At 46.2% G+C, this 12,353-nt stretch carries 12 protein-coding genes; 10 read left to right on the plus strand and 2 right to left on the minus strand.

Annotated features, from left to right (window positions below; all coding sequences use genetic code 11):
* A complete protein-coding gene (locus tag ACLVWU_RS09555) occupies positions 1–1,872 on the minus strand; it encodes a potassium transporter Kup (RefSeq protein WP_413578787.1) in 1,872 nt (623 codons plus the stop codon).
* Positions 1,873–2,073: 201 nt separating this feature from the next.
* Between ACLVWU_RS09555 and ACLVWU_RS09560 the strand changes: the two genes are divergently transcribed.
* Entirely contained in the window at positions 2,074–2,247 is a 174-nt protein-coding gene (locus ACLVWU_RS09560) for a hypothetical protein (RefSeq protein WP_413574461.1), read from the plus strand.
* Here the strand turns inward: ACLVWU_RS09560 and ACLVWU_RS09565 are convergent.
* Positions 2,225–2,803 carry an NADPH-dependent FMN reductase gene (locus ACLVWU_RS09565; RefSeq protein WP_413574462.1) on the minus strand — a complete coding sequence of 193 codons (579 nt, stop codon included), beginning with the start codon at positions 2,801–2,803 and terminating at the stop codon, positions 2,225–2,227. The two genes, ACLVWU_RS09560 and ACLVWU_RS09565, sit on opposite strands and share 23 nt — an antisense overlap.
* A 77-nt stretch (positions 2,804–2,880) precedes the next feature.
* Between ACLVWU_RS09565 and ACLVWU_RS09570 the strand changes: the two genes are divergently transcribed.
* The 9 genes from ACLVWU_RS09570 to ACLVWU_RS09610 all read left to right on the plus strand — a co-directional run bounded on the left by ACLVWU_RS09570 (position 2,881) and on the right by ACLVWU_RS09610 (position 12,351).
* A complete protein-coding gene (locus ACLVWU_RS09570; protein ID WP_413574463.1) occupies positions 2,881–3,570 on the plus strand; it encodes a PilZ domain-containing protein in 690 nt (229 codons plus the stop codon).
* A 98-nt stretch (positions 3,571–3,668) separates the two neighbouring features.
* Positions 3,669–4,538 (plus strand): M14 family zinc carboxypeptidase, encoded by an 870-nt coding sequence (locus tag ACLVWU_RS09575; RefSeq protein ID WP_413574464.1) that lies wholly within the window; start codon positions 3,669–3,671, stop codon positions 4,536–4,538.
* Between the two features lie 229 nt (positions 4,539–4,767).
* A complete protein-coding gene (locus ACLVWU_RS09580; RefSeq protein WP_413574465.1) occupies positions 4,768–5,448 on the plus strand; it encodes a MotA/TolQ/ExbB proton channel family protein in 681 nt (226 codons plus the stop codon).
* A 26-nt stretch (positions 5,449–5,474) separates the two neighbouring features.
* Positions 5,475–5,936 carry an ExbD/TolR family protein gene (locus tag ACLVWU_RS09585; RefSeq protein ID WP_413574466.1) on the plus strand — a complete coding sequence of 154 codons (462 nt, stop codon included), beginning with the start codon at positions 5,475–5,477 and terminating at the stop codon, positions 5,934–5,936.
* Between the two features lie 4 nt (positions 5,937–5,940).
* Complete coding sequence (locus tag ACLVWU_RS09590) at positions 5,941–6,426, plus strand: ExbD/TolR family protein (protein WP_413574467.1); 486 nt, start codon at positions 5,941–5,943, stop codon at positions 6,424–6,426.
* On the plus strand, positions 6,423–9,386 hold the full coding sequence (locus tag ACLVWU_RS09595) for a tetratricopeptide repeat protein (protein WP_413574468.1): 2,964 nt from the start codon (positions 6,423–6,425) through the stop codon (positions 9,384–9,386). The genes ACLVWU_RS09590 and ACLVWU_RS09595 overlap by 4 nt, the downstream gene beginning before the upstream one ends.
* Positions 9,383–9,649, plus strand: a complete 267-nt coding sequence (locus ACLVWU_RS09600; protein WP_413574469.1) for a hypothetical protein — start codon at positions 9,383–9,385, stop codon at positions 9,647–9,649. The genes ACLVWU_RS09595 and ACLVWU_RS09600 overlap by 4 nt, the downstream gene beginning before the upstream one ends.
* 8 nt (positions 9,650–9,657) lie before the next feature.
* Positions 9,658–10,893: a TonB family protein gene (locus ACLVWU_RS09605; protein WP_413574470.1), complete on the plus strand. Its 1,236-nt coding sequence runs from the start codon at positions 9,658–9,660 to the stop codon at positions 10,891–10,893.
* A gap of 27 nt (positions 10,894–10,920) precedes the next feature.
* Positions 10,921–12,351, plus strand: a complete 1,431-nt coding sequence (locus ACLVWU_RS09610; protein WP_413574471.1) for a hypothetical protein — start codon at positions 10,921–10,923, stop codon at positions 12,349–12,351.
* Positions 12,352–12,353: the final 2 nt, after the last annotated feature.

Here is a 12,353-nt window from a genome sequence, read left to right on the forward strand (position 1 = left end):
TTAAATCTCAACTTGAATTCCCACTTCGATCACCTGATTCGGTGGAATACGGAAAAAGGCCGTCGGTCTTTGCGCATTCTTGGACATCACTGCAAACAGGCGCTCACGCCAGTGAGACATGTGCGGTTCATCCGGACGAGGTGGCCCGCCCTTGGTGGCAATGATGGTTTCACGTCCCAATACGAACGTGGTTTCATTCACGTTGAAATTGATATCCTTATTGCGACAAGCTTCCAGAATGTGCTTCATCTTAGGTGTTTCCATAAAACCATAGTAAGCCAGTATGCGGTAGAAATTTGGTACGATCTCCTGGATCGAGATATTGTCTTTTTTGGAAACAAAAGGCACTTCACGCGTTTGAATCGTAAGAATTGCCACGCGCTGATGTAGAACCTTGTTGTGTTTAAGATTGTGCAATAGCGGCGCTGGCACACCCCAAGGGTCTCCTGACATGTATATAGCAGTTCCTGGCACGCGGATCGGCGGCTCACGCAGAAGCTTCAGCATAAAGTCTTCTGTCGGCATCGAGCGCTCTTTCAAACGACGGAACAAAACCTGACGGCCTTTTTGCCACGTCGTCATCAGCATGTAAATCACTGCACCAATCACCAAAGGAACCCAACCACCGTGTGGGATTTTGTGAACATTCGCGGCGAAGAACGCGGCATCAATGATAAAGAAAACTCCAAAGATACTGAAGGCTTTAAAGAAGCTCCAGTTCCATTTTTGCCGAGCCACTTCATAAGCCAGAACTGTGGTGATGACCATTGTCCCCGTCACGGCAATACCGTATGCGGCAGCAAGATTACTTGAAGTTTTAAACGTCAAAACCAACCACACGACACCGATAAAAAGCGACCAGTTGATGGCAGGAATGTAGATCTGTCCAATCTCCTGTGAAGACGTGTGGACGATGTTAAGACGCGGACAGAAGCCTAATTGAATCGCCTGACGAGTGATTGAAAACACCCCTGAAATCAGGGCTTGAGACGCAATCACCGCTGCCGAAGTACTTAAGCAAACCATCGGAATGATCGCCCACTTTGGAGCCAACAGGTAAAATGGATTGGAAATCGTTGTCGGATCCGACAACAACAGCGCGCCTTGACCAAAATAGTTCAACACCAGCGCTGGTAACGCCACGAAGAACCACGCCATGCGAATCGGGGTTTTTCCGAAGTGCCCCATGTCTGCGTAAAGTGCCTCGCCCCCGGTCACCACCAGAACAACTGAGCCCAGAACCAGGAAAGCATGAACACCGTTTCTAAAGAAAAACTCAATGGCATGATGAGGCCACAAGGCCTCAAGAATTTGCGGATTATTGATAAGACCGATAACTCCCAGTACTCCCAACGTCGTAAACCACAGCATCAGAATGGGCCCAAAGACCACGCCGATTTTTCCGGTTCCGTATCTTTGCATCAAGAAAAGCGCATTAATAATAAAGATCGTGGTTGGAATGATATATGGATCGAACTGATCGGTTACGACCTTTAAACCTTCCATGGCTGATAAAACGGAAATGGCCGGCGTGATAACGCCATCACCGTACAAGAGGGCTGCACCAAATAACCCAAGAATAGTCATGATCCAGCGACGGTGCGTGATGTCCTTGGTGTGCTGACTGCGCACTGCCAACGCCATCAGCGAAAGAATACCACCTTCGCCTTTGTTATCCGCACGCATGACAAACGCCATGTACTTTACACAGATAACAGAAATCAAAGTCCAAAAAATCAGAGAGAGAATACCGATGACGTTTTCAGGAGTGACGTTAAGTCCGTACTCGCCACCGAAACACTCGCGAAGAGCGTATAAGGGACTGGTTCCGATATCCCCGAATACGATTCCCAATGCTGCGAGCGATAGCATCGCCAAATTGGTGTTCTTATGACCATGGTCCTGGTGTTCGATAGCGCAACTCCCTTTAAGTGGAAAACCTAAGTGTAGGGAAATACAAAGCTCTTGTCAGTAGCCGGACGTATGTTCGTAACGCAGCACTTCACATTACGGCTTCTTCAGTTGCCTTCTTTTTGTGCGATAGCGGAAAATGGAAGTTCAGGGAGTAAACTTATGTTTCGATCTGACCATAAAAACCCTATCTTGCGCACGGTTGCCCACTCAAAGTGGGCCTTGGCGGTTTTGATCGTGATAGGGCTGATTTATTTTGAAGCTCGATTGACGGATAAGCATGTGGCTGACAATCGCCAGCCCACATCCTCAACTACGACTTCTTTGACGCAATAACTGAATTTGCGTCGATTTTGAACGCTGACAGCGCTGAAACAAAGTTTCGGAACCCTGTCGCCTGCTTCACAAGCAACTGCTTGATGGTTTCATCTTGCGGCTCGCCTTCTTCATTCAAAACTTTCGGAGCATTCATGATGAAAATGCGCTCAGGGTAAATGAAGGCATTTCTGTATCCAAACACCTGTTGCAAGTGTTCAATCGGGCGCAATCCACCAAACATCCAACCCAGACCGATAAAGCACACCGGGCGATACTCAAATGTTTCTGGAAACTTCATGTGATCTATGAAGTACTTCAAGGCACCAGGCATGGAACCGTTGTACTCAGGGCAAATCACGATCAAACCTTCAGAGGCGACCAATTTATCCAGATAGGGCTGCAACCCAGAGTGAGCTTTTCCGTAATGAGGTCCTGTGTGCAGGTGTTCCTTTACCTCGACCAAATCGATAATCTCAACCTTTTCACCCTGGGCATGATAAATGCCTTGAACATAGTGGGCCAACTTCAGCGTTTTGGAATCCGGGCGATCGGTGCCAGCGATAATGTACTTCATTCGTAAATCTCCTAGACAAAGTGATATACCTTTCGCTGTAATAAAGGCAATACAGAATTCAGAAGGGTGTCTTGGGAATGTCGAAAATTTGGTTTATCCTAAATGAAGGACAAGTGACAGGGCCGTTTGAGCCAGAGGACATTGAATCCCAAATTGCTTCCATGAAGGAAGTTTCAATTTGGGGACGCGGTCAGGGCGAATGGGAATCTCCTGCCAAATGGCGTGCAAAAATTAAAAGCCTGCCACCCGTATCGGCTACTTCCGATCAGAACAAAACCTGGCTGACTCGCATCGAAGGCAAGGCTTCCAAAAATCCGATGATCTATTCTGAAATGATTGCGCAACTTAAAAAAATGACGGACCTGTCCCAAGTGGATATTTCCACTGATGGCGGTCGCACCTGGAAGGAAGTTTACGCACTTCAACAGGTCGTCGATGATTTGGGCATCAGCCGCAGATCTCACCCCCGCGTGCCGATCGTGGGAACCTTGGAATTTGAACCCGTGGAAAATGCCGCTTCACTGAAATGCCGTGTGATTTCCATCAGTGAAGGTGGTTTGGGTATCAACGATGCCGACAGTCTGCAAATCGGGCAAAAATTTTTCGCGACACTGACCAGTCCCAACTTATATCAAACCATCACTACAACGTGTGAAGTGGTTTATATCGGAAACGATGGCTATGCAGGTTTGCGTTTCGTGGGTTTGCCAGAGGAATTTAAATCCTCTGTTATTGAATACGTCAGAAAATTCGCGACAATCTCTTAACATTAGCGTTGCAAAGCATTCGGCTTTAAGTCCAGTTCTAGTTTGGAACTGGCTTAGTCTTTTGACAAGTCTAGCCCGCAGTCAGCATCGTTATATTCATGCTAGAACTACTTTTCTCACTCTTTGTCTCCCCTTCGAATGCGCCAGTTACGAACTATGCAACAGTGATCCAAACTTTGCAGCAAATTCAGCAGGCCAATCCTACAACCACTCAATTGATTGACCTGGGCCCCTCTGATTCCGGCCAGAACATTGTCGGCATCAAAATCGGTGATGGCGAAAGAGCCAATCTGATCGTGGGAACTCATCATGGCAATGAATACGGATCGACGGCCGTCGCTATGGGTGCTGCTGACGCTTTTGCCAAGAACCCTATTAAAGGTCACACCGTCTACATTATTCCAGTATTGAATATACCAGGATTCAATAGCCGCTCACGCTATGAGCGTATCGGTGGCATGAACTCCGTCGATCAAAACCGTGACTATCCAGGCCCTTGCATCACTAGCAAGCCATTCAAATCCAAAGCGACAAAGGCTCTGGCTGATTTCATCGATCAAAAGAATATCATCAGCTCGGCGACCTTGCACACACACTGGCCTGCAGTTCTTTATCCTTGGGGTTTTTCCACTCGTGATGTCATGACGAAGGATGATTCAACTTTCATTCAACTTTCTAAGGATGCAGCTGTGGAAAGCGGCTACGATGTTGGTAACTCCAAAGACATGCTTTACGCTGCTGACGGTGCTTTCGAAGACTACGCCTACTGGAAGCATGGTATCTGGTCGTTATTGTTTGAAATGGGTACGACTCATAACCCTTCCGAAACACAGATGGCCCAAATGGTATCGGTCAACGTTCCAGGGATCCGCCGCTTCTTTGAAAACGCCCCTAAAGAGCGTGCAAAAGATCACGCTTTCACTGGTAAATGTGATCGCAGCATCATGCAAAGAACTCATCTGGAATAGTCATAGCTCCCTCTAAAATCATTTGAATATTTGACTTCAAAAACCGGCTCCAAAGCCGGTTTTTTTATTATGAAGGCGATCTCACATTGCCGTAAAAGGGACGCCCCAAAACGTCACCTGTGCCAAAATTGGTCGCAAAAATCCGGTCAAAGCCACCACAGAGCTACTTTATGTGGCTCAGGCCTTGCTCCATATCCTGCGGGAAAACTTTTAACCCGGAGGATTACACATGGAATTTTTAATGTCACTTGGTCGCGGTTTCACTTCTGCTGATGCTATCTGGATGTGGACTATTTTGGCTGCTCAGATCGTTTCTGTAGCTATTATTGCTGAGCGCTCTATCGCGCTTTTCATGAATCGCAAAGTAAATCAAAAGGATATCTCTAAAACTATCGCTGACGATATCAAATCAGGGAACTTGGACAAGGCTCTACGTCGCTCAATGCAGTTGGGTTTGACTCAACCTCTGGGTGTTGTGGCTTCTGCAGGTATTCAAGCTGCGATCGATATGGGTGGTAAAGAAGAAATCCAACTTAAAATGGACGAAGTTCTTCTTGAAGAATCCAGCCGTGTTGAAAAACGCATTGGTTTCCTGGCGATGTTTGCAAACGTAGCTACTTTGTTGGGTCTATTGGGTACGATCACAGGTTTGATCCACTCTTTCGCCGGTATCGCGAATGCGAATCCAGCTGAAAAAGCCGCGGTTCTTTCCCAAGGTATCTCTTTGGCAATGAATACAACAGCTTACGGTTTGATCGTAGCGGTTCCCGCTTTGATCATGTACGCGGTTCTTCAAAACAGAGCGACTCGTTTGACTGAGGATTTGAACAAAGGTGCTTTGAATTTGTTCATCCAACTTGGTTACGCATACTCTCCAGTTTCTGACAAAAAAGAAAAAGCACTTAAGTAATTTTAATTTAAACGTGAGAGGGCTCTATGAGCGCATCATCAGGTTCTAACGACAAATTAAACTTCGAACTCAATATCCTGCCGATCCTGGATATTCTTTCAGTGCTCATCTGCTTTTTGCTTTTGACTGCTGTGTGGTTGCAAATCGGCACATTGGATACGAAGCAGGCTATTGGAGACAACTCCACGGCTGGCGCAGTGAACCCACCGTCCCTTTGGGTGACGATGGAAGCTGACGGCAGCATGCAGCTTTCTTTGCGCGACATTCCTAAAGCTAAAACTTTGGAAGAGCGCATTGCCAAGTCTTCTCAAGGTATCGATCTAGCGAAACTTGAGACGCGTTTGCAGGCTTTGAAAGCTCAATGGCCGGATCTAAAAACAAGCGTTGTTCGTCCCGGAGCACAAACCAATTACGGCGATGTGATCCGTGTGATGGATAAATTGAAGCAAAACTCATTCGAAGGTGTGGGCTTATCCCCACTAGGGTAATTTTATGAGAACTTCATTCTTAAATGCCAACCAAAAACGTTCACCTCTGATGGATACGCAAACCCTGAAACCGGGTGCGCGTAAGAAATCAGGCGGTCGTCGCGAGATGGCGCTAGCTTTGCCTTTGACGTCTTTGATCGACGCATTTTCTATTATCGTGATTTATCTTTTGATCGGAACTCAATCCTCCGGCATCGAAGTAAAATCAGGCCCGATCAATCTTCCGATTGCGGACCACGCTACCAGCGTAGATAAAGAAATGGCGATCTTGAGAATTGAAAAAGGTAACTACTTTATCAATGACGAAAGAGTCGCAGGCAGCCAACTGGGATCTAAATTAGAGGCCTTGAAAAAAGACCCTAAAGACAGCGTCGAGCTGATGATCCAAGCTGACACCGAGATGAAATATGCTGACCTTGATCCAATCATTAAGGCTGGTTCATTGGCAGGTATTGAAAAACTTAAATTTGCGGTGGTACCAAAACAATGAGAACACTAAAACGCCTCCTCATTCTTAGTCCTATTCTTGCCGGAGCCCTGCTCGCACAGATCGCTCAGGCAGAAAAGATGAATAACGATACGCAGGATCTTGTGGTCGGCAAGATGGAGCGCGTTTTATCAGCGATGGATTCAAAAGATCCATCGTGGGTACCCACTCAGCAGCGTCTGGCTGACGTTCTTGCAGAAAGAGCACGCACGCGCTTTATGCTGGAAGTTGAAGCCAATTGTGATGGCTGCAAAGGTTCTAAAGCGGATCGCCAAAAAGCGATTCAGATTTACGAAAACCTTTTAAGCAAAATTCAATTGAATGAGCACGGTCCTGTGCTTTTCCAATTGGGTCACTTGTACGAAATGGCTGGTCAAAACGACAAGTCCATCGAGCTTTTTGAGACCATTGTGAAGGATTCCAAGAAAAAATCCATCTCTGCAGAGATCGTATCGCGTTCTCATGCTGAATTGGGTGATCTGTATTTCCAAAAAGGGAAATTCAAAGACGCCAAGAAAAACTATGTTATCGCATTGAAAGATAAAAAGCTTCAAAACCGCTCCCTGGCTATCTACAACATGGCCTGGAGTGATTTCAATGACGACAAACTGGGCTCTGCAATCAAGACTATGGAGAACTTGCTAAGCAAACCAGAACTTATCACCCGTGATACAGAGTCGGGCTCCACTTACGACCCGGTTTTCCACGCAGACATCGTTCGTGATTTGGGCACATTCTATGCGCGCCAACCAATCACGATCAAGCACATCGCCCGCTACGAGGTTCTTTCCCCGAAAGAAAAACGTAAAGAATTGCTTTTGAACTTCGCTCAAGAAGCAGACCGTATCGGTCAAAAACAAGCAGCTCACGATATTTTGAGCCGCTATATGGATCAAGAGGGTCTGACTAAGACTGAAACTCTCGAGGCCTTCGTTCGCATGGCGAAAATCAACTATGACCGTGGTCAAGCCGGTCAATCCACTAAAGACTTCGCCAAAGCTGCTGCTGCATTCAAAGATACAGATTGCAAAGAAGCTTCCAAATGCGAAGAGTTGAAAAAAACGATGAAGCATTATGTAACTGAGCTTCACCGTTCTAAAAAATTAAAACCCGACCAGGATCTTCTGAATGCTTATGTGATCTACTCGAACACATTCCCAGAAGACACTGAGATGACAACGCGCGGGGCACAACTGGCAATGGATATGGGTAAACCCACTATCGCGGCCCAGTTGTACCGTGCTATCAGCGACAACTCTTCATTGTCTGATAAAGAACGACAAAATGCTCTTTTGAATGAAGTTGCTGCCGGTGAAAAATCCAATGACGTAAACATTCAAAAAGCGGCTTACATCAACTTCCTTAAAAAAGGCAAAGATGAAGGCAAGACTTTTGAAGTTCGTTACCAAATGGCTTACCTAAGCTACCAACAAAAAGAACTTAAAGAAGCTGCGGTTTCTTTCAACCAGTTGGCAAATGATAAATCCGGTAAAGAAGAACTTCGCAAGAAGTCTGCCGACCTGGCTTTGGACAGCTTGGCGCAGCTTAAAAACGATGAACAGATCCAGGATTTGGCAACTGATTACGCTAAACTCTTCCCTGCACACCGTGCAGAATTTGAAGCTACCTCCCGTAAAGCATTGATGAACCAGGCAGCGGTTTTGGCTAACAATCCAAACTCCAGCAAGTCTGATATGCGCTCGGTTCTTAAAAAGATATCTGCAGCCAACTTGGGCACTGCTAAAACCGATGAAAAAATCCTGTTTTACTCGAATGAAGCTATCCTGGCTCAAAAATTGGGTGAAGAAGAAGTTTATGTTCAGGCTTTGAGCAAGCAAATCGCTGTAGCTGAATTGCCATCTGCAAAGAAAGAAGCTTTGCTTGAGCAATTAACTGGCTACTACGAGAAGAAATTGGATTTCGCCAACGCTTATAAAACTGCGTTGCGCTTGAATATGCCTAAAGTATCTGACAAGGACCGTGAGTTCCGTTTGGGTTCGTTGGCGGACCTGGCGAACCTTAATCCTGAAAGACATTACCGCGCTTCTTTGAAAGCGGGTCTTAAAGGCGACCGTGCACTGGTTATGCGCACCCGTTTGGTATTGTTGTCTAAAAATCCAGTGGCTGAACTTAAAAGTCAGGCTTCTGAATTGAAACGCAAACCAGCTCTATTGAATGACACAGCGTTGTTGGTGTTTGCTCGCACTGGTAATGCCAGCGGTCTGAAATCTGTCTTGGATATGAAAGAGATCAGAAATCGTTCTGCTGCTCAATTCATCCAAAAACAGCCATTCTATAGCAAGGCACAGAACTTCCGCAGCCAAATCGCGGTGCACATGATCGTGGCTAAATCTGACAAGCAAATGCAAAGAGGCATCTCTGAGCGCATGAAGCTTTTAGCAAACGCCGACAACCTTTTGAATGAGGCTAACCGCACACGTGATATCGCCGCTCAATTGATGGTTCTGGAAATTGTGGCTCAGGAAAACCATAGAATGGTTCGCGATTTAGCGAATCTTCCTATGCCCAAGGGTCTGACTGCCCAGGAGCAGGCTCAATACATTGAGATCCTAAAGGGCAAATCCAAGCCTTACCTGTGGAAAGCAAAATTCGCTGAACAACGCGAGCAGGATCTGCTTAACAACTCCTCGGCCCTGGCTCAATTAGCCCAGGACTATGCGAATGCGCGTCCTGAGGTGCAAAACATCTTGAAGCGCGAAATGACCATCATTACTCAGTTGCAGATGACGGGCAAAATGAAATCAGCCGTTGTGAGTGCGCTAAATTCGTCACCGGTACAGACCAGCGATTTAGTCTCCGCACGCAAATCAGTGGCAGCTGAGCCTAATAACACAGCTGAGATTGTAAAACTTAAATCTCTAGAGACGAAAATGGGCCATCCCCTGATGGTGTCATATCTGGAAGGCCGTTTAAATCAATTACAGAGAGGTAAAAGCCTATGAAAAAGCTAATTTTATTGGCCCCCTTCTTGCTCCTAGTTCTGGGTGGTCAAACCGCCTTTGCAGCGAACAAAGCTAAGAAGGCCGAAGGACCAAAAGCCCAACTAGGCACCTCCTTTAAATTTGATGGAAGTGCGCTACGCGGGAAATACCAAAGCTCTCTGAATACGAAAGCCACGGTAGAAAACGATAAATTATTGGAAGATCTTTTGGCCGGAAGAAAAGAATTTAACGACCGTATCCAAGACGATCAAAACAGAAACTAGGACGTAATATGAACGCAGCAAAACTCATCATTCTGGAAAATATCGCGGGTCAACGAGTCCGCACATTTGCCGTGGATTCAGAGTCCTTGAACATCGTGTTCTTGAAGGATCAACGTCGCGTTGAAGCCCTGGCTGACTTACAGGTACTTAAAGACAACGACGTAGACTACAGCCTTATTAAAAAGATCAACCTTTCCAAAATGTCTGCGAAAGGTGAAGCTCTTGAAGGTTTGGGTCGCATCCGTCTGGCCAACCATGACGATATCGCAAGCCCTAACTATGAATTGCATGACGAAAAAGACCAGGAACAACTTAAAACTATCCTGACACGCACAACTGTCGGTCACTTGGTTTTGGTCGGCATCATCATGCTTGGTTCTTATGTGGTTGCTAACTACTTCTCTAAAAAAGAAGAAGCTCCTTTGGTCACCATCGTGATTCCAAAAGAGGCAGCTCCTAAAGTTGTTGAGAAAAAACAGCCGGCACCTCACGTGAAGGTTTCTGAAAAGAAAATCAAACCTTCAAACAAGATCTATAAGCCGGTAGTTAAACAGCAACCTTTGAAAACAAAAAAATACACTGTAAACACCAACAAAGCCCGCAGCGTTCAACGCGTCGGTGCTTTGGCGGCTTTGGGTGGCACACCTAAAGGTACACGTGGCTTCGAAGGTCTTGATAACAACTCCATGAAGGCGATCCGCGCTGCGGGTATCGGCAATGGCGGCGGCGGCGTAGGCTCTGCTGGTCGTGGCGGCATTAAAGGTTACCTTCCAGGTAATGGTTTGATCGCTGGTTCCGCTGGCGAAGGTGGTCGTGCACAATCTGCGGGCGGCTACGGCACTCGTGGCGTTGGTGGTGGTCGCGCTGGCTACGGTAAGATGAATATGGTGGGCGGTACATCTGCAACCAGTCTTCCCCTTGATGCGGAAGCAACTGTTGAAGGCGGTTTGGATCGTGACCAAATCATCGCGGTTATCAACCGTAACAAAGGTCAGATTATTTATTGTTATGAAAAAGGTCTCCAAGCACAACCAGCGATCGGTGGTCGTGTTGCGGTTGACTTCGTAATCGGTCCAAATGGCCGTATTACCACAGCTCGCGTAGCCCAAAGTTCTTTGGGTTCAGCGATGGTTGAGAACTGCATGCTTTCTAAAATGAAAAATTGGCAGTTCCCGAAACCAGTTGGAAAAGTAAACGTAGATGTTCTTTACCCATTCGAATTAATGCGCGTATCAGCTCGCTAGATTTGACGAAGCATTAAAGAGGTTTATATGAAGACGGTAAAAAGTTTGATGATCCTAATCCCAGCAGCAATGACTATTACCGCGTGTGATGGTTGGCAGAAAAGTCCCTCATCGGACCTTGAAGAAATGCGTGCGCAAGCGAAGGTCATCACTGAAATGGGTCCGGATAAACCTCAGACCATCACTAAAGAAGTTGTTGTAAAAGAACAAGTTCCGGTGGAAGTCATTAAAACTGTCGTGGTTGAAAAACAAGTCGAAGTTAAAGTGAAAGAAACAGACATCACAAACTCAATGATCTTGTTGACTGCTGATTCTGAAATGACTTTCGCAGAAGGCGTTTCCTCTTCATATAAAATCCGTGCTTCCCTGCCAATTCCCGGGGCGACTGTCGCTTTGACAGCTTCAAACCTTCCTGAAGGTGCGACTTTGAAACCTTCAAACGAAAAAGATGTTTATGTTCTTTCCTGGAATCCCCCAATGTACACAGTGGACTCTGGTAAATCTTTGAAGTCCATCCCTGTGAAATTCACAGCGACTGTGACTAATGCTGGGACATCCAAAAACGCTGACGCGGTTAAAGGGATGATCAACGAACTGGATAAAACTTTGTTCGTGACTAAAAACCAGGTGGCTCCAAGTGCTTTGGCAGTCAATGGTATCGCTGGCGAAATCATGGAAGACCAACTGACACCGTTCTCAGTAACAGTGACTGTTCCTGGTATCGACGGCAAGTCTTCACAAAAACCACGTGTACTGATCAGCTACGATAGCAATGCTATCTCTGCTGGCAATGATTTCCAGGAGCTGGATGGTTCCCGCTATGTGATCGCCGATCTTAACAAAAAAGATCCTGAGTACCTTGGTGATTCCAAATGGAAAATCAATTTGATCTTCGATACTAAAAATATCGCAGTTCAACCACAACTGGCTAAAGATGGTACTATTATGTTGCAAGCTAACGGCACTCGCGTTCGTTTCAGCGTAAAAGCCTTCAGTCCAAACGGTCTTTCCACTGCGGAAGCGACGGTTCAGACTAAAATCGTTTACACTAAAACCATCTCGGCTCCCCGCTTTGACGTTTCCGGTCTTGGCAAACAAGGTCTGGAAGTTTCCCCGGGCGAAAAAATCGTTTTGCGCTTCTCTGCTTCTTCAAGCAGCAAGAACGCGATCGTAGCTGTAGAAACCAAAAACTCTGACTTACCTGGCAATCCTCAAGTTACTTGTGAAGCTTCCTCTACTGGCGGCAACAAACAAGAATGTACTCTGACTTGGGAAGTTCCATGTGATGCCACTTCAAAAACATTGAAGGGTTCAATTCAGATGTCTGCAACCGGCACTTCTAATGGTCAAATCTCCAACGTGACTGACTACTCTTTGAAAACGTTGAAAGCGGCAAAAGACAAAGGTCTTTGTGCTGCTCCTGCTAAAACTGCAGCAAAATCTGCGGAGGCTAAATAGTT

Source organism: Bdellovibrio sp. HCB290 (genome assembly GCF_047305925.1).
Taxonomy (GTDB): Bacteria; Bdellovibrionota; Bdellovibrionia; order Bdellovibrionales; family Bdellovibrionaceae; genus Bdellovibrio.